The sequence below is a fragment of the Aeromonas sp. 11P genome (genome assembly GCF_051920165.1).
In the GTDB taxonomy this organism is placed as follows: domain Bacteria; phylum Pseudomonadota; class Gammaproteobacteria; order Enterobacterales; family Aeromonadaceae; genus Aeromonas; species Aeromonas veronii.
On the sequence record NZ_JBQBDJ010000004.1, the window covers coordinates 3,459,902 to 3,477,213 of the forward strand.

Genomic DNA, 17,312 nt, shown 5'->3' on the forward strand with positions numbered 1-17,312 from the left:
TACTAATGGACATTATCGCGAATTACGGCACCACTCTGGTGCTCGTGGCGGCCTTGTTCGGCTTTTTGATGGCTTGGGGCATTGGCGCGAATGACGTGGCCAACGCCATGGGGACATCGGTCGGCACCAAATCCCTGACCATCCGTCAGGCGATCATCATTGCCATGATCTTCGAATTTGCCGGTGCCTATCTGGCCGGTGGCGAAGTGACGGCCACCATCCGTAACGGCATCATCGACAGCAATGCGTTTGTCGATAGCCCGGATCTGTTGGTGCTCGGCATGATCGCCTCCCTGCTGGCGGCAGGAGCCTGGTTGATCCTCGCCTCCTACTTCGGCTGGCCAGTCTCCACCACTCACTCCATCATTGGCGCCATCGTCGGTTTCGCCGTGGTGAGCATTGGCCCGGAAGCGGTGCAGTGGAGCAAGTTTGGCGGCATCGTCGGCTCCTGGGTCATCACCCCGGCTATCTCAGGTGTCATCGCCTACTTCATGTTCATCAGCGTGCAGAAGCTTATCTTCAACACCGATGATCCCCTGAACAACGCCAAGCGCTATGTGCCGTTCTACATGTTCCTGACTGCGCTGGTGATCTGTCTGGTGACCATCAAGAAGGGGCTGACCCACGTCGGTCTGCACCTGAGCGATGGCGAGGGCATTCTGCTCTCCATCGCCATCTCCATCGCAGTGGCGTTTGCCGGCTGGATCTACATTCGCGGTCAGAAGTACAACCCGCAGGATGACAGCAAGATGCACTTCGCCAACGTGGAGAAGGTGTTCGGCATCCTGATGGTGATCACTGCCTGTGCCATGGCCTTTGCCCACGGTTCCAACGACGTTGCCAACGCCATTGGCCCGCTCTCTGCGGTGGCCTCTATCGTGGCTTCCGGTGGCGAGATTTCCAGTCAGGCTGCCATTGCCTGGTGGATCCTGCCGCTGGGCGGTATCGGTATTGTGATCGGTCTGGCGACCATGGGCGAGAAGGTGATGGCGACGGTCGGTACCGGCATCACTCACCTGACCCCGAGCCGTGGCTTCGCCGCCCAGCTGGCGACCGCCGCGACAGTGGTGATTGCCTCCGGTACCGGTCTGCCCATCTCCACCACCCAGACCCTGGTCGGTGCTGTGATGGGGGTCGGTCTGGCGCGCGGCATTGCGGCGCTGAACCTGGGGGTACTGCGCAACATCGTGGTCTCCTGGATCATCACTCTGCCTGCCGGTGCCATCCTGGCTATCGCGATCTTCTACGTGCTGCAGGCCTGCTTCTCCTAATCGAAGCTGCATTCAGCAAAAAGCCCGAGTCATCGACTCGGGCTTTTTATTGTCGCGGGAGCTGAGGTGCAGCTCCCTTTGCATATCAGCCTTAGAGGCTGGCGCAGATCTGCCACAGATCGTACTGGATAGCGGCGGCGGTCACTTCCCGACCCGCCCCCGGCCCCTGGATCACCAACGGGTTGGTGCGGTAGCTGTCGCTCTCGATGGCGAAGATGTTGTCGCACGGCAACAGGTTCGCAAACGGGTGGTGGGGCTCCAGCGCCTCCAGTCCGACCCGCGCCTTGCCGTCATGCTCGAAGCGGGCCACGTAGCGCAGTACCTTGCCGAGGCGCTTGGCCCCTTCGAAGGCGGTCTGGATCGGGCCATCCAGCTCTTTCAGGCGATCCATGAACTGATCGGCGGTCACCTTGCGCAGCGTGACGGGTACCAGATTCTCCAGCTCGATATCGGCGGAGTCGAGCTCGAAGCCCGCCTCCCGCGCCAGAATAAGCAGCTTGCGTCGCACATCCTGACCAGAGAGATCTTCGCGGGGATCCGGTTCGGTCAGGCCGTGCTGCCACGCCTCGTCCACCAACTCGGAGAAGGGGCGGGTGCCGTCATACTGCTGGAACAGCCAGGAGAGGGTGCCGGAGAAGATGCCGGAGACCCCCTGAATGCGGTCGCCGCTCTGGCGCAGCATCTGGATGCTGGACTGGATTGGCAGCCCGGCGCCCACGGTGGCGTTGTAGCGCCACTGCACCTGATGGTCGCGACAGGTCTGCTTGATGCGCTGGTAGAACTCGCTGTCGGCGGCACCGGCAAACTTGTTGGCGGCGATGATGTGAATGCCGAGCTGGGCAAAGTCCGGGTAGTAGCGGCTCACCGTCTCGCTGGCGGTCATGTCCAGTGCAATCAGCGCATCGAAGCCATGCTGCTCAAGCTGGGAGAGCAGCTCCGGCCAGATCAGCGGTTTGGGGGCGAAGTTGTCCTGTACCTTGAGGAGGTTGAGCCCCTCTTCATCCAGCAGGCCCCCTTCCGAGCTGAACACTCCGTAGAGGGTGAGCGCCAGATTGAGCTCATGTTCGAGCCGTGCCTTTTCACGGGCGTAGAGGCTCAGCCAGTGGCCGCCGATATTGCCCTTGCCGAACACCACCAGTCCGACCCGGGTCGGGCGGCTGAAGAGGGCGCTGTGCAGGGCGATGAGCAGCGGCTCCAGCACTACCTGACGCAGCACGGCCACCAGACTCAGGCCATCTCGGGCCACCTGTACGAACTCCAGCGGTTGATCTGCCAGCAGCTGATAGAAGCGGTGACACTGCTCCGCGTTGTCGGTGACACCGGCGCCGACCAGCGCCACCAGACTGAACCCCTCTTTCTGGATGAGGCTGGTGAAGCTCCCTTGCAGCTGGAAGTCGCGCAGCAGCTCGAAGGCGCCTTGTGCCACCTCGAGGGTGTAGGCGAGGCGCAGGATCCGGCGATCCGGCTGGCGCTGCAGGGTGAGCGGGTTGAGGCGGTGACGGGCCAGATGGGCCTCGATGGTGGCCACCGTCTGCTCATAGTTGGTCTGCGGCAGCACCTTCAGCTCGATGAGGGCGATCTGATCCACCGAGGAGACGATGCGGGCGCCACCGGAGCGGGGGGCGCGGCGCAGGATGTGGGTGCAGCCCTCGTCCGGGTTGTAGCTGCAGCGCAGGGTGAGGCGTTGGCGGCTGTCGGCCACCGGTTGCAGGGTGCGCGAGTGCAATACCGAAGAGCCAAGGCGGGCCAGCTCGTTGGCTTCCGCGAGGCTCAGGCGTTCCAGCAGACGCGCTTCTTTCACCCGACGCGGGTCGGCGCTGTATACCCCGGCCACGTCGCTCCAGATGGTGGTGGATTCGCCGTCCGCCAGCAGCGCCAACAGGCTGGCGCTGTAGTCGGATCCATTGCGACCGAGCAGCAGGGAGCGTCCCTCCATGTCGGCGGCGATAAAGCCGGTTACCACGATGCAACCGGCATGCTCCGCCAGTCGCGCCTTGAGCAGTTCGCTGGAGAGGGCGGTATCCACCTTGACCAGAGCGCCATCCTCGGCGCGCAGGAAACTGCGGGCGTCGAGCCAGATAGCCTTGTCGCCGCGGCTGGTGAGCAGGGCTGCCAGCAGGCGCGCCGACCACACTTCGCCAAAGGCGAGCAGTCCGTTGCGGGCGAAGCGGTCAAACTGTCCTTCCAGCGTTTTGGCGATCAGCTGCATGTCGTCGGCCAGCTGCTTGCTCAGATCGAGCTGCAGTTCACCCTCCAGCAGGCCGTCGATCAGGCTCTGCTGATAGGCCTGCAGGGCAGAGATGGCTTCACCGGCGGCTTCGTCCCCCGCTTCGGCCAGCTCCACCAGCTGGATCAGCCGGTTGGTGGTCTTGCCGGCGGCAGAGACCACGATCAGTTCATCCCCGCCCACCTGTTGTTCAACGATACTGGCGACCCGGCGATAACAGACCGGATCCGCCAGACTGCTGCCACCAAATTTGTGGACGTGACGTCGCTTCAATCCTGCTTCTGCTGCCACCGCGATCTCTCCTTGTTGCTGCTGTTCCATTACTTCGCTACCTGTTCTGCCTGCTGCGCCTGTTCAAAAGCCTGAGCCAGATCGGCCACCAGGTCTTCACCGTGTTCAATACCGACCGACAACCGCAGCAGCTGGGCGCTGATGCCTGCTGCCTGCTGCGCCGCCGGGGTCATGGCCCTGTGGGTCATGCTGGCCGGATGGGCCACCAGACTCTCCACCCCGCCGAGGGACTCGGCCACCGAGAAGAGGGTGAGGGCCGCGAGGAAGGCGCGAATGCCCGCCTCGCTGCAATCGAGTTCAAAACTTAGCATGGCGCCGAAGCCGGACTGTTGACGGCGCGCAATATCGTGGCCCGGATGGCTCGACAGGCTGGGGTGATAGATGCGTTTCACCAGCGGCTGCTGTTGCAGGAAGGCGAGGATGCGGTCGGTGTTCTCCTGATGGGTGCGCAATCTGGGCGCCAGAGTGCGCAGGCCGCGCAGGGTGAGGTAGGAGTCGAACGCCCCGGAGGTGAGCCCCAGACAGTTGGCCCACCACACCAGCGACTCGGCCAGTGCTGCCTCCTTGGCAATCGCCACTCCGCCCACCACGTCGGAGTGACCGTTGATGTACTTGGTGGTGGAGTGCACCACCACGTCGGCACCAAGTGCGAGCGGCTGTTGCAGCAGGGGGGAGAGGAAGGTGTTGTCCACCACCACCTGTGCACCCACCTCGTGGGCGGCGCTGGCAATGGCGCTGATATCCACCACCCGCAGCAGCGGGTTGGAGGGGGTCTCGACCCATACCAGCGCAGGCTTTTGCGCCAGTGCGGCGGCCAGTGCGGCCTCGTCACCCTGATCGACAAACTGCACCCGGTAGTGGCCCTTGGCCGCCAGATACTCAAACAGACGCCAGGTGCCGCCGTAGCAGTCGTGGGGGGCGAGCAGCAGATCCCCCGCCTTGAGCAGTGCTGTGGTGACCAGATGGACGGCCCCCATGCCGGTGCCGGTAACCACGGCGCCTGCGCCCCCTTCCAGCGCCGCCAGCGCGTCCGCCAGATTGGTGCGGGTCGGATTGCCGGAGCGGGCATAATCGTATTGACGGGGCTCGCCAAAGTCGGCAAAGGTGTAGTTGCTGGAGAGGTAGATGGGGGGCACCACGGCACCGTGCTGCTGGTCTGTCTCAATCCCGGTGCGAACCGCCAGGGTGGCCTTGTGGGTCATATCACTCTCCTTGATGTCTCTTCACACGCTGGCATCTTGCTGCCACGCGCCATCCCGCCATTGCGGGCTCATGGACAACCACACTACGCCAGCTTAAAAAAGCCGTCAACACTTCCAGACGTCTAAATGGCTTTGCTGTTGGATTGCCATTAATTTCCTTAAGGGTTAAAATCCGCGCTCACGGCTAAATGAGAACAGGTGAGTCATGGGAACAGAGTGGAACGGCGACTACGTCAGCCCCTACGCGGAACACGGTAAGAAGAGCGAACAGGTCAAGAAGATTACCGTCTCGATCCCGCTCAAGGTGTTGAAAGTGTTGACCGATGAGCGCACCCGCCGTCAGGTGAACAACCTGCGTCATGCGACCAACAGCGAGCTGCTCTGTGAAGCCTTCCTGCACGCTTTCACCGGCCAGCCGCTTCCTTGCGACGAAGACTTGCGCAAGGATCAACCGGACAGTGTCCCGGCCGAAGCGCGCGCCATCATGGAAGCGCTGGGCAAAGAGATCGAAGATTTCGACAAGGAATAACCCCCAATGACGCGGCCCTGGCCGCGTCATTGCTATCTGTCATGTCCCGCTTCAGCCTGCGCCACTATCACCACCACGTTTGCAGCCATAGTCACGACTTTGCCCAGCTGGTGATCCCCCTCGACGGCCCCCTCGAGATCGAGGTGCAGGGTCGGGGGCGCAGGCTTGCCCCCGGTTCTGCCAGCGTCATCGCTCCCGGCGAGCGGCACGACTACGCTGCCGATCCCGCGCTTTCGTTTCTGGTGCAGGAGAGCGACTGGCTGCCCGGCGATCTGGCGGCCCGCCCCTTTATCGAGCTGGATGAGCCCCAGCGCCACTACCTCGCTTTTCTGCACCGCATGGTGGCCGAGGGGCGGCAGGTGGCGGGCATGGAGCAGGTGTGGCTCTCCCTGCTGGCTGAAGGGCAGGGGATGCAGAGCACTGCCACCCCGCGTCTTGCCGCTCGCATCCTCAAGGTGCAACGCCATATCGAGGCCAACCTTGCCTCCCCGCTGACCAATCAGCAACTCGCCGCCATCGCCTGTCTTGGCCAGAGCCAATTCAAGCTCGCCTTTCGCCAGCAGTTGGGGGTGAGCGTCTCCCACTACATTCGCAGTCGACGCATGGCGCTGGCGCGTACCCTGCTTGCCGGCACGCAACTGCCCGTTGGCGAGATTGCCAGCCGCTGCGGTTACCAGAATCAGGGGGCCTTCGGCGAGCGCTTCCTGGCCGAGACCGGGCTCACTCCGTCCCTCTGGCGCCAGCAAAACGGCCGCCTGCCGTAACGAAACGGCTGATCGCCGAAGACGGGATGCTCTCTTTGGGTCATGCTGCGGGTTATGCAAGGTGCACGATAAACAGGAGCCGAAATGGAGACGATTAGCTGGCAGGATTTCGAGATGGTGGAGCTGAGGGTGGGCACCCTGGTGCGGGTCGAGCCGTTCCCCGAGGCGCGTAAACCGGCCTACAAGGTGTGGGCGGATTTTGGCCCTGAACTGGGGGTTCGCAAGAGCAGCGCCCAGATCACCGCCCTCTACCAGCCAGAGCAGCTGGTGGGCCGCCAGATCATCGCTGTAGTCAACTTCCCGACCAAACAGATAGGGCCGTTTCAGTCGGAGTTTCTACTGACCGGTTTCTACCGGCCGGATGGCGCTGTAGTGATGGCCATTCCCGAGCAGGCGGTGGAGAACGGCGCCAAGCTGGGCTGAGCTCACTCCCGAACAGAGACAAGAGAGGCGACCCCGGGGTCGCCTCTCTTTTTTGTTTTCTGCTGCGAGTCGTTACTTCAACAGGCTGAAGATCAGCGCCGATACCGCCAGCGAACCGGTCAGCAGGATGAAGCCGTTGGTCCAGCCGTGACGGAAGCGGGCCAGCGCCTCCACCTTGTAGATGGCAATCACCGGCATGATGAACAGGATCATGGCGATGACCGGGCCGGAGAGGGTCTCCATCAGCCCCAGAATGCCCGGGTTGATGACAGCGGCACCCCAGATAGAGAAGAACATCAGGGCGATACCGACTTTGTCTGCCTTGGCCAGCGGCAGGCCGGTGGGCTTGGCGATCAGGCTTTTCAGGCTTTCGCGGGCACCGAGGAAGTGGCCGAGGAAGGAGGAGCTGATGGCGATAAAGGCAATAAGCGGCCCCAGAGTCACGATCACCGGGTTGTCGGTGATGTTGGCGAGATAGGAGAGCACAGAGACGTTCTGGGCCTTGGCTTCAGCCAGCTGGGCTGGCGAGAGGCTCAGCACGCAGGAGAAGACGAAGAACAGCACGAAGCCCACCAGCATTACTGTGGTGTTGCGCAGGATCAGGCCGCTCTTGGCTTCCGCCTGCTCGCCATATTCACGGCGCTGCACGTTGGCAAAGCCGGAGATGGCTGCGGCGTGGCTGAAGGCGAACACGGTGACCGGCAGCGCCAGCCAGACGGTATTGAGGAAGCTTACCCCTTCAAACGCGGTCACTTCCGGCCACTGCCACTGGGGAATGAGGTAGCAGGAGAGCGCCGCCAGAATGGCCGCCAGCGGATAGACCATAAAGGCGAAGGCGCGCAGCATCGCTTTCTCACCCGCCAGCATCACGGCGATCATGGCAAACACCAGCACGCCGGAGAGCATCACCCGATCCGGGGTCGCCATGCCGAGCTGGTTGACCATAAAGCTCTCCACCGTGTTGGTCAGCCCGACCCCGTAGATGAGCAGGATCGGGAAGATGGAGAGGAAGTAGAGCGCCGAGATGAGGCGACCGGCCATCTTGCCGAAATGCTCCTCCGCCACTTCGGTGAAGTCGGCATGGGGGCGTGACGAGGAGAGCACGAAGCGCGCCAGCCCGCGGTGGGCCAGGAAGGTCATGGGGCCTGCCAGTACCGCGACGATGACGAGAGGCCAGATCCCGCCCAGACCCAGATTGATGGGCAGGAACAGGATACCGGCGCCAACGGCGGTGCCAAACAGACTGATGACCCAGTGGGTGTCGTGACGGCGCCAGCGGGTGGTGCTGGCAGTGGTGGAGCAGGAACCGGATAGCTCCTTGGTAGCCTCTACAGATAAACTCATTACTAATTCACTTTTTGTTAGTGTTTTAATCTGAGTTCATTGTGGTTTATCGGGATTTAATTCTCAAAAAGCGAGACTGAAACATATCACTGCCATTGCGGGGTTTAGCCAGCGAGATTGGGAATGGAATCTGGTTCACAGAATTGAACAAAACTGATATTTGTGATTTTTGTGAAATATAAAACCAAAATTTGATCTACTATCATTTTTTTATTTTGGCTAATCAGGTGTTTTCAGGATTACGTGAAAAATCGCACCATTTCTCGCCGACCGATTGTGATGTTTCACTATCATTATGCCGCTTTGCCAGCGTATCACGCTGTTCAAGAGCGCCTTGACCAGCTGATCACACCGGCCATCACCCGGGGCAACTTCCCTGAAAAAGCAGGCGGCCATCGGGCCGCCTGCTTGTCTGGTGTGATGATATTGCTACTCGCCTAGTGGGCCAGAATGCTACCCCAGGCGAGATCCGGATCTCCCATCACGATAAAGTCAGGGTTCTCCAGCGATTCGGTTTCGTTGTAACTGAGTGGCTGCAACGCCAGGCTGAGGATGCGGCCACCGGCTGCCTCGACGATGCACTGGGCGGCGGCGGTATCCCACTCGCCGGTGGGGCCGAGCCGCACGTAGCAATCGGCTGCCCCTTCCGCCACCAGACAGGATTTGAGGGAGCTGGAACCAAGCGGGATCAGCTCGTAGTTGATGGCCGGGTTGAGGCGGCGGGTGAGCTTCTCCAGCTTCTGGCGACGGCTGATAGCCACCACCAGCGAGTCGGGCTGGTCATGCTCGTGATGCATGGCGCTGATGGGCAGTACCTCGCCATTCACCTCCTTGAAGGCGCCGTAGCCGCGCACCGCCCAGTAGAGCACGTTGGACTCGGGAGCGTAGATGACCCCGAGCACCGGCACATTGTCCCGCACCAGGGCGATCAGGGTGGCAAAGTCGCCGCTGCCCGCGATAAATTCGCCGGTGCCGTCGAGGGGATCCACCAGCCAGTACTGCCGCCAGTTGGATCGCTGGCTGAAGGGGATGTCGGCCGCCTCTTCGGTCAGCACGGGAACGTGGGGTGTGAGCGCCGAGAGCGCCTGCTTGAGGTAGGCATCGGCAGCAAGATCGGCACTGGTGACCGGGGTCGCATCCTCCTTCAGCTGACGCTCGAACTGACCGCCGTGATAGATGTCGTGAAGGATCCTTCCGGCTTCGCGGGCAATCTCCTTGACCCCCGGCACCCAGGCCAACAACTCCTGCATCTCGTTATCCTCTGTCTGTTAACTGCCCGTCTGCGGGCTACTCTGCCTGCTCCGCCAGCCACTTTTGGGCCAAGAGCAGGGCACTGATGCTGCGCGACTCGGTGAAGTCGGGTCGCGCCAGCAATTCGTCGATCCGGTTCAGCGGCCAGGGGATCACTTCCAGCGGTTCGGGTTCATCGCCGATCCGCTGCTCGGGGAAGAGATCCCGCGCCAGTAAAATGTCCATCCGACTGGAGAAGTAACCGGGCGCCAGCGACACCTGTTTGAGCAGGGTCAGGCTGTTGGCGCCAAAGCCCGCCTCTTCCATCAACTCCCGGTTACCCGCCTCGAAGGCATCTTCGCCCGGGTCGATCAGCCCTTTGGGAAAGCCCAGCTCGTAGGAGTGGGTGCCGGCGGCATACTCGCGCACCAGCAGCAGGGTGTGGGCATCGAACAGCGGCACCACCATGACGGCGCCCCGGTTGCCGCCGCGCATCCGCTCGTAGACCCGCTCTTCGCCATTGGAGAATTTGAGGTGTAGCGATTCCACCTTGAACAGTCGGCTCTCGGCCACGATGTCGGCCTTGAGGATCTCCGGCTTGCTCTTGGGGTGATCCAGTTGGTCGGCAGAGATGTGCTCGGGTTTGCTCTTGTGGTGGTCGCTCATCGGACGCTGGCTGCTCGTTAAAAAATCGTGCTTCAAGAGTAAACGACTCTCACACCGAACACCACGGGCCAGGGATGGCAAAGGGGGAGGAAAAATCCGTTATACTGCCGCCCCGTTTTCCGAGATCCGCGATCAAGAGGCCCGATGCCACACTCCCGCTCCACCACCTTGCCATGGCACCAGATAGATACCGTCTTGCTCGATATGGATGGCACCCTGATCGATCTGCATTTTGACAACCACCTCTGGCAGCAGCTGGTGCCGGAGCGTTACGCCGAGCGGCTCGGTCTGTCGCTGGATGAAGCCAAAGCGCAGATCGATGTCCACTATCACGCCGTCAACGGCACCCTCAACTGGTACTGCGTGGATTACTGGAGCGAGACCCTGGGGCTCGATATTCGCGCCCTCAAGCAGGAGCTGCTGGCGAAGATCCAGTGGCGTCCCCATGCCATCCCCTTTCTGGCCGAGCTGCGCGCCGCGGGCAAGCAGCTGGTGCTTTTCACCAACGCTCATCCCGCCAGCCTGTCGGTGAAGGATGCGCAGCTGGGACTGAGCGAGCATCTGGATCTGATGGTGAGTACCCACGAGCTGGGCTGGTCGAAGGAGAGCCAGCAGTGCTGGCAGGCGCTGGCACAGCGGCTGGCGTTCGATCCGGCCCGCACCCTGTTTGTGGATGACAGCGAGCGGATCCTGCGAGCCGCCGCTGATTATGGCATCGGCTATCAGCTGGCGATCCAGAATCCGGACAGCTGCAAGCCGGAGCAGAGCATCACCGCTTTTCCGGCGATCCGCGACTATGCGGAGTTGCTGCCGCTGGCAATCTGAATCTGCTGAAACGAGAGAGGGCTGCATCATGCAGCCCTCTCTGTATATGAAATCTGGCGGTGGAACATCACAGCTCCCGGAACGGGCGCCGCTTCTCCTCTTCGATGACGATCGCCTCCAGATTGGCGACCCGCTCTTGCAGCTCCCGAATGACCAGATCCTGCTTGCCGAGGCGGTCGGTGATACGGGCATCCCCCATCTGGTAGCGAGCCCGCTTGCCGAGGTATCCGAACAATACGCTGATAAATACGATCAGGACTATGCCTGTCCACATGGTCATGTCACGACTCCTTGTCGTTATAAATACAGTCGTCATAAACGGCGAAAACGCTGATGAGATCTGCTCTGTTTTCTCACAGCCGCCGGGCGGCCGCAATGGGGCCTATTGTCCCTTTGTGATGCAGTTGGCTATTGCTGCCAGAGAGGGCGGCCAAGCCAGAGTGCCCACAGGGTGAGGTGCAGCAGCACGATAAACCAGAAGACCAGCCGGTAGCTGCGCTTCTGGGTCTTGTGACGCAACCACTGGCGGGCCACCAAGGCGCCCGGCCAGCCGCCGCACAGCTCCAGCAGATGGAGCCTCGATTCGGGAATGCGCCACTCACCGCGCACTGCCTGCCGCTTGTCCCAGGCGTAGGCCGCCAGCGTCAGCAGGCTCATGGTGAGCAACACGGCCAGCGGCCACCACTGTTGCTCGCCGAGGCCGAGCCAGAGGGCGGCGCCCAGTGGCAGCAGTGCCAGCGACATCATTGGGCCAGCTCCCAGCAGCGCTCCTCATCCTGCTTGAGGGTACGGATCACCCTGGCCGGATTGCCCACCGCCACTGAGTCGGCCGGGATGTCGCGGGTGACCACGGCGCCTGCGCCAATGATGGAGCGCGGCCCTATGGTGACGCCGGGGCAGATGATGGCGCCGCCGCCAATCCAGCAGTCGTCACCGATCCGCACCGGTTTGTTGTAAGCGGTCCAGTTACGTCGCTCCAGATAGTTCATGGTGTGGGTGGCGGTATAGATCTGCACGTTGGGGGCCAGCAGCACATGGCTGCCGATGTGCACTTCGCCCACGTCGAGAATGGTGACGTTGAAGTTGAAGAAGGTCTTCTCGCCGATATGGATGTTGCGGCCAAATTCGCAGGTAAACGGCGTGCTGATCCAGCAGGAGTGCGGGCAGTGGCCAAAGAGCTCGCGGCAGATCTGCTGGCGCAGAGGGCCATCGCCCGCCGATGAACCATTGAGCCGGGCCAGCAGCGCCTGACCGCGGATCCGGTCGTTGGCTATCTCCTCGCTCTGGCTATCCAGTGCCCCGCCTGACAGTACCTTGTCCCAGTCGCTCGCCATTACTACCTCCTCATGCTGCAAGAGCAGGCAGTATACGTGACTGTCAGGGGCGCCGTCAGTCTGTCACTTGTTGCAGGTGATCCCCGTCAACCTGCGGGCCAGACGAGGGGCAGGATCAGCAGGGCCGAGACGAAGTAAGGGAGCAGCACCCGCAGTCCCAGCCGGCGGCCGCCGATGCCAAGGGCCAGCAACCCCTTCACCAGCGAGTTGACCAGCCCGGCTAGCAGGATTCCGCGGGCCGCCACCTCCAGCGCCAGCTCCTTGTGGGAAAGCTGGGAGAGCGACAGCGTGATGGCGTCCACATCGGTGATCCCCGACACCAGCGACAGCAGATAGACCCCGGAGTTGCCCACCTTGTCTTGCAGCAGAGTTGCCATAAAGCCGATCAACGCCAGCAGTAGGCCGAACTTGATGGCGGTGGCCAGATCGAGCGGGTTGCTGGTTTCCGGCTGCACCGGGCCGTCGGTCAGCTCTTCGCGCTGACGCCAGAACCAGAACGCGAAGCCGTAGACAGTGGTGGCCAGCAGCAACAGGGGGGCGACGAGGCGCATCGCCAGTTCGCTGTGAATGAGCAGCACCAGTACCAGCAGCCGTAGCCACATGGTGGCCCCCGCCAGCAGGATGCCGGTAGCCAGCAGCCGCTCCAGCCCGCCCTGCTCCTTGTTGAGGCGAGCGAACTGCAGGGTGAGAGCGGTGGAGGAGGCCAATCCCGCCAGTATGCTGGTGAGCACCAGCCCGGCGCGGGTGCCGAGCAGGCGTACCGCGAAGTGGCCGCAGAACGAGATGCCGGCGATCACCACCACCATCAGCCAGATCTTGAAGGGGTTGAAGGCATCGAGGGGCCCCATCTCTTCGTTGGGCAGTACCGGCAGCAGCACCAGCGAGATGAGCAAAAAGCGCAGGGTGGCGTGAAATTCGGTTTCGCTGAGAAACAGCATCCCCTGCTGGATCTTGCCCTTGAGCCCCATCAGCAGGGCCGCCAGCACGGCGCAGGCGACCGCCTCGCTCGGGCTCAGCAGCACCGACATCAGCCCCAGCAAATAGGTGAGCAGCATGGCTACCGAGCTGGTGAGGCCAAACTCCCCCTGCCAGCGCTGGGCCAGCCAGACCGAGAGGCCGCAGCCGATCACCACCGCCAGCAGGCCGAGCAGCGGCAGCCAGGGGCCCAGGGTGGGCAGCAGCAAACCGCACACCCCGCCGAGCAGGCCGATAAGGCCGTAGGTACGCATCCCGGCGATGCGCTGGTTATCCCCCAGTTGGCGCACCTGCCAGCCCCGCTCCAGTCCGATGATGAGGCCGATGGCCAGCGAGACCAGGGCGCCATTGACGGGCTCTCCATTGATCCACATAACGACTTCCTTTTCGTCATCTGTCTGCCTTGTTCCCATGATGGCACAGCGAGCAAGGGGCCAGAGGGGCATGGCTCACAGAGTCTGCGTCCGTCTCCCGGTGCGGGTGGCTGAGTTGATATGAGCAAAAGAGATAAGCAAAGAGTTATTTCTTTCTTCTGGGTATAACAACTCCACGGCATGCTGTCCTCAACCCAACAAGATATGGAGAATCACCATGAAACTGCGAATGACCGCCCTGACCCTGCTCTCCCTGCTGGCATTTGGCCAGGCCAATGCCGCCGAGATCCGCCTGCTCAACGTCTCTTACGATCCGACCCGCGAGCTGTTTCAGGAGTACAACGCCGCCTTTGCCAAGGAGTGGAAGGCGAAGACCGGTGACGACGTGGTGGTGAGCCAGTCTCACGGTGGCTCCGGCAAACAGGCCCGCGCCGTGGTGGATGGGCTGGAAGCCGACGTGGTATCGCTGGCGCTGGCCTACGATGTCAACGCCATCGCCAAGGCGGGGCTGACCGCTGCCGACTGGCAGAGTCGCCTCGGCAACAACGCCTCGCCCTATACCTCCACCATCGTCTTCCTGGTGCGCAAGGGCAATCCCAAGCAGATCAAGGATTGGGATGATCTGGTGCGCAAGGATGTGGCCATCGTGACTCCCAACCCCAAGACTTCCGGCGGGGCTCGCTGGAACTATCTGGCCGCCTGGGGCTATGCCCTGAAGAAGAGCGGCAGTGAAGAGGGGGCCAAGCAGTTTGTTGGCGATCTATTCAAGAACGTGAAGGTGCTGGACTCAGGCGCTCGCGGTGCCACCACCAGCTTTACCGAGCGTGGTCTCGGTGACGTGCTGCTGGCGTGGGAGAACGAAGCCCTGCTGGTGCTTGGTCAGGCGGGTGCCAGCGACAAGTTCGAGCTGGTGGTGCCTTCGGTCTCCATTCTGGCAGAGCCGCCAGTCGCGGTGGTGGACAAGGTGGCCAAGAAGCACGGTACCGAAGCTGTGGCCAAGGCCTATCTCGATTATCTCTACTCTGACGAGGGGCAGCATATCGTCGCCAAACATCACTATCGCCCCAGCAACCCGGCGATCCTGAAGGAGACGGCAGCCCAGTTCCCGCAGCTTGCCTTCTTTACCGTCAAGGATCTGGAAGGGGATTGGGAGAAAGTCCAGAAGAAACACTTCGCCCAGGGCGGTCTGTTTGACCAGATCTATCAGCCGGGTCGTTGATAGCTTCGTTATCCATCACTGAACTGGCCCCTGTGCCAGCCGATAGGAGCACCAAGATGAACAAGATCCTCCTGGTTCCCGGTCTGCACAACAGTGGGCCGGATCACTGGCAGAGCCGCTGGCACGATCATTTTCCCCAATGGCAGCGGATGACCGGGCTACCGTGGGACAAGCCGGACCTCAGGGTCTGGAGTGCCAAGCTGGCGAGCAAGCTGAAACGTCGCCGCAGCCGGGTCCATCTGGTGGCCCACTCTTTCGGCGCCCTGACCGCCATCGCGGCGGCCCGCTTGCAGCCGGAGAAGGTGGCCTCGATCTTTCTGGTGGCGCCCGCCGATCCCGCCCGTTTTGGCATTGCGGATGAGGCCTTGGCCGGGCCGCTGCAGGTGTCGGCCCAGCTGGTGGCCAGCCGCAATGATCCCTGGATGAGCTTTGAACGCGCCGAATACTGGAGCCGTCAGTGGCAGGTGCCGCTGTTCGATGCCGGTGAGGCGGGCCATATCAATGCCCAGTCAGGTCATGGGGACTGGCATCAGGGGCTGCATTTGCTGGGGGCACTCTACCGCCGTGGTGAGCTGGTAGTGGCACCGGTCAAGACCGCATCGCCCCGGCCGGTCGTACTGGGCTTTCGCTAGGTATCTGTGAAGTGGTTGGAGGGTTGGCGAGCGCGCTGTTCGCTGGCTACTCCATGCCCCCGTTCTTTGAATGCTCCGCTCCGTATTGCTCCATTTCTTAGGTCTTTTATTTATATAAAAGACCTTTTTTTATTTGGATCGCTCTAAAAGCCTTGTCCCACCGTTGTTAGATAAAAAAGTAATTAGCAAAGTCGCAAATGGTGTTTGTTGCCGATGAGGGGAGTGAGCAGAATCACCATATCGAAAATTCTTCATAACAGATGGATGTGTTATGCGATTTGGTTCTTATTCTGTCCTGCCCGGTTTTGGCCCCACCTTGGGGTTCAGCCTGCTCTATCTGGGCCTGCTGGTGCTGTTGCCGCTCTCGGCCCTGGTGCTGTTTGCGATCAACAACCTGACCGCCGCCGAGTTCTGGCAGGTGATCGGTTCACCCCGGGTGCTCGCCTCCTTTCGCCTGAGCTTCGGTGCGGCCTTTGTCGCGGCGCTGCTCAACAGCCTGTTTGGCCTGATCCTGGCCTGGATCCTGGTGCGTTACACCTTCCCCGGTCGTCGTCTGGTGGATGCGCTGATCGACCTGCCATTTGCCATGCCGACCGCCGTTTCCGGCATCGCCCTGTGCGCCATCTTCGCCCCCAACGGCTGGATCGGCCAGTTGCTGGCGCCGCTCGGCATTCAGCTCGCCTACAACCCTATCGGGGTGGTCATCGCACTCACCTTTATCGGATTGCCGTTTGTGGTGCGTACCCTGCAGCCGGTGCTGCGGGAGGCTGAAACCGAGCAAGAGGAGGCGGCCGCCAGCCTCGGCGCCGATCGCTGGCAGACCTTTCTGCGGGTGCTCTGGCCGACCCTGGTGCCTGCCCTGCTCACCGGTTTTGCGCTGGCGTTTGCCCGTGGGGTGGGGGAGTACGGCTCCGTCATCTTCATCGCCGGCAACCTGCCAATGGTCTCGGAAATCGCGCCGCTGATGATCATGAGCCACCTGGAAGAGTATGACTACGCAGGTGCCTCCGCCATCGCCGTGGTGATGCTGCTGATTTCGTTCATTTTGTTACTGCTAATCAACAAGTTGCAGGCCTGGAGCTGGTCTCGCATCGGAGGGAGCCGGATATGAGTTCATCTGCTATCGCCATTGAGGCGGCCTCTGTGGAGGCGACCCCCGCTCGCAAGGCACCGGTCGTGATCCGTGAACCCCAGTGGGTCAAGTGGCTGCTCATCACGGTCGGTTTGGGCTGGTTTGCCGCCCTGTTGCTGCTGCCGTTGGCCACCGTCTTTATTCAGGCGCTGACGCAGGGGCTCGCCTTCTTCTGGCACGCCATCAGCGAGCCGGATGCCTTGAGCGCCCTCGGTCTCACCGCGTTGGTGACCCTCTGTGCGGTTCCACTCAATCTGCTGTTCGGGATTGCGGCGGCCTGGGCTATCGCCCGCTTCCGCTTCCCTGGTCGGCAGCTGCTCATCACCATCATCGATCTGCCGTTCTCGGTGTCGCCGGTGATCGCCGGTCTGATGCTGGTGCTGCTGTTTGGCAGCCGCGGCTGGTTTGGCGACTGGCTGAGCGAGCACGACATCAAGATCATCTTCGCGACGCAGGGGATCATTCTGGCCACCACCTTCATTACCGTGCCCTTCGTGGTGCGCGAGCTGCTGCCCCAGATGGAGGCGCGCGGCCCGGAAGAGGAGGAGGCGGCCATCATGCTGGGGGCGAGCGGTCTGCAGATGTTCTGGCGCGTCACCCTGCCCGGCATTCGCTGGAGCCTGATGTATGGCCTGCTGCTCTGTACTGCCCGCGCGGTCGGGGAGTTTGGCGCCGTGTCGGTGGTTTCCGGTCATATTCGCGGCCAGACCAATACCCTGCCGCTGCATATCGAGATCCTCTACAACGAGTACCAGACCGGCGCCGCCTTTGCGGTGGCAAGCCTCTTGGCTCTGTTCGGGATCTTCACCCTGCTGGGGGAAACCCTGTTGGCCCGGCTGCGTGCACAGCCCACCAAATCTCACTGAATCACCGT

The 17,312-nt window shown here is 62.0% G+C and carries 19 protein-coding genes; 10 read left to right on the forward strand and 9 right to left on the reverse strand.

Annotated features, from left to right (window positions below; genetic code table 11):
- The first annotated feature begins 5 nt into the window (after window positions 1-5).
- A complete protein-coding gene (locus tag ACTG1P_RS16025; protein ID WP_005343043.1) occupies window positions 6-1,271 on the forward strand; it encodes an inorganic phosphate transporter in 1,266 nt (421 codons plus the stop codon).
- Window positions 1,272-1,362: 91 nt separating this feature from the next.
- On the opposite strand, the gene ACTG1P_RS16030 is transcribed toward ACTG1P_RS16025, so the two are convergent.
- Both ACTG1P_RS16030 and metB read right to left on the reverse strand, forming a co-directional pair.
- A complete protein-coding gene (locus ACTG1P_RS16030) occupies window positions 1,363-3,819 on the reverse strand; it encodes a bifunctional aspartate kinase/homoserine dehydrogenase II (RefSeq protein WP_440001691.1) in 2,457 nt (818 codons plus the stop codon).
- Window positions 3,819-4,991, reverse strand: a complete 1,173-nt coding sequence (metB, locus tag ACTG1P_RS16035; protein ID WP_139494965.1) for a cystathionine gamma-synthase — start codon at window positions 4,989-4,991, stop codon at window positions 3,819-3,821. The genes ACTG1P_RS16030 and metB overlap by 1 nt, the downstream gene beginning before the upstream one ends.
- Before the next feature lie 205 nt (window positions 4,992-5,196).
- On the opposite strand from metB, the gene metJ reads away from it, so the two are divergent.
- The 3 genes from metJ to ACTG1P_RS16050 all read left to right on the forward strand — a co-directional run bounded on the left by metJ (window position 5,197) and on the right by ACTG1P_RS16050 (window position 6,707).
- Window positions 5,197-5,520, forward strand: coding sequence for a met regulon transcriptional regulator MetJ (gene metJ, locus ACTG1P_RS16040; protein WP_005340251.1), 324 nt, complete (start codon window positions 5,197-5,199; stop codon window positions 5,518-5,520).
- A gap of 41 nt (window positions 5,521-5,561) precedes the next feature.
- A complete protein-coding gene (locus tag ACTG1P_RS16045) occupies window positions 5,562-6,284 on the forward strand; it encodes a helix-turn-helix domain-containing protein (RefSeq protein ID WP_440001692.1) in 723 nt (240 codons plus the stop codon).
- Window positions 6,285-6,368: 84 nt separating this feature from the next.
- On the forward strand, window positions 6,369-6,707 hold the full coding sequence (locus ACTG1P_RS16050; protein ID WP_108541080.1) for a tRNA-binding protein: 339 nt from the start codon (window positions 6,369-6,371) through the stop codon (window positions 6,705-6,707).
- A gap of 72 nt (window positions 6,708-6,779) precedes the next feature.
- Here ACTG1P_RS16050 and ACTG1P_RS16055 read toward each other — a convergent pair whose 3' ends face one another.
- A complete protein-coding gene (locus ACTG1P_RS16055) occupies window positions 6,780-8,051 on the reverse strand; it encodes an aromatic amino acid transport family protein (RefSeq protein WP_071913476.1) in 1,272 nt (423 codons plus the stop codon).
- Between the two features lie 243 nt (window positions 8,052-8,294).
- Between ACTG1P_RS16055 and ACTG1P_RS16060 the strand changes: the two genes are divergently transcribed.
- Entirely contained in the window at window positions 8,295-8,492 is a 198-nt protein-coding gene (locus ACTG1P_RS16060) for a hypothetical protein (RefSeq protein ID WP_440001693.1), read from the forward strand.
- On the opposite strand, the gene cysQ is transcribed toward ACTG1P_RS16060, so the two are convergent.
- Together cysQ and nudE are read right to left on the reverse strand one after the other, a co-directional pair.
- Window positions 8,489-9,301: a 3'(2'),5'-bisphosphate nucleotidase CysQ gene (gene cysQ, locus ACTG1P_RS16065; RefSeq protein WP_108572546.1), complete on the reverse strand. Its 813-nt coding sequence runs from the start codon at window positions 9,299-9,301 to the stop codon at window positions 8,489-8,491. The genes ACTG1P_RS16060 and cysQ overlap by 4 nt on opposite strands.
- Before the next feature lie 37 nt (window positions 9,302-9,338).
- Window positions 9,339-9,947, reverse strand: coding sequence for an ADP compounds hydrolase NudE (gene nudE, locus ACTG1P_RS16070; RefSeq protein WP_206829812.1), 609 nt, complete (start codon window positions 9,945-9,947; stop codon window positions 9,339-9,341).
- A gap of 144 nt (window positions 9,948-10,091) precedes the next feature.
- On the opposite strand from nudE, the gene yrfG reads away from it, so the two are divergent.
- On the forward strand, window positions 10,092-10,772 hold the full coding sequence (gene yrfG, locus ACTG1P_RS16075; protein ID WP_440001694.1) for a GMP/IMP nucleotidase: 681 nt from the start codon (window positions 10,092-10,094) through the stop codon (window positions 10,770-10,772).
- Between the two features lie 67 nt (window positions 10,773-10,839).
- On the opposite strand, the gene ACTG1P_RS16080 is transcribed toward yrfG, so the two are convergent.
- The 4 genes from ACTG1P_RS16080 to ACTG1P_RS16095 all read right to left on the reverse strand — a co-directional run bounded on the left by ACTG1P_RS16080 (window position 10,840) and on the right by ACTG1P_RS16095 (window position 13,455).
- A complete protein-coding gene (locus ACTG1P_RS16080) occupies window positions 10,840-11,052 on the reverse strand; it encodes a hypothetical protein (RefSeq protein ID WP_005348798.1) in 213 nt (70 codons plus the stop codon).
- A 128-nt stretch (window positions 11,053-11,180) separates the two neighbouring features.
- Window positions 11,181-11,519: a DUF1294 domain-containing protein gene (locus ACTG1P_RS16085; RefSeq protein WP_440001695.1), complete on the reverse strand. Its 339-nt coding sequence runs from the start codon at window positions 11,517-11,519 to the stop codon at window positions 11,181-11,183.
- A complete protein-coding gene (locus tag ACTG1P_RS16090; RefSeq protein WP_440001696.1) occupies window positions 11,516-12,106 on the reverse strand; it encodes a sugar O-acetyltransferase in 591 nt (196 codons plus the stop codon). The genes ACTG1P_RS16085 and ACTG1P_RS16090 overlap by 4 nt, the downstream gene beginning before the upstream one ends.
- Window positions 12,107-12,192: 86 nt before the next feature.
- On the reverse strand, window positions 12,193-13,455 hold the full coding sequence (locus ACTG1P_RS16095; RefSeq protein WP_440001697.1) for an MgtC/SapB family protein: 1,263 nt from the start codon (window positions 13,453-13,455) through the stop codon (window positions 12,193-12,195).
- 217 nt (window positions 13,456-13,672) lie between these two features.
- Here ACTG1P_RS16095 and ACTG1P_RS16100 point away from each other — a divergent pair, with 217 nt between their 5' ends.
- The 4 genes from ACTG1P_RS16100 to cysW all read left to right on the forward strand — a co-directional run bounded on the left by ACTG1P_RS16100 (window position 13,673) and on the right by cysW (window position 17,304).
- A complete protein-coding gene (locus ACTG1P_RS16100; RefSeq protein WP_440001698.1) occupies window positions 13,673-14,674 on the forward strand; it encodes a sulfate ABC transporter substrate-binding protein in 1,002 nt (333 codons plus the stop codon).
- A 56-nt stretch (window positions 14,675-14,730) separates the two neighbouring features.
- On the forward strand, window positions 14,731-15,306 hold the full coding sequence (locus ACTG1P_RS16105) for an RBBP9/YdeN family alpha/beta hydrolase (protein WP_058058574.1): 576 nt from the start codon (window positions 14,731-14,733) through the stop codon (window positions 15,304-15,306).
- Between the two features lie 271 nt (window positions 15,307-15,577).
- The gene (gene cysT, locus ACTG1P_RS16110; protein WP_040067348.1) at window positions 15,578-16,417 is read left to right on the forward strand and encodes a sulfate ABC transporter permease subunit CysT; all 840 of its coding nucleotides are present in this window, start codon (window positions 15,578-15,580) and stop codon (window positions 16,415-16,417) included.
- Entirely contained in the window at window positions 16,414-17,304 is an 891-nt protein-coding gene (gene cysW / locus ACTG1P_RS16115; RefSeq protein ID WP_440001699.1) for a sulfate ABC transporter permease subunit CysW, read from the forward strand. Before cysT ends, cysW begins: the two co-directional genes overlap by 4 nt.
- The last annotated feature ends 8 nt before the right edge of the window (window positions 17,305-17,312 follow it).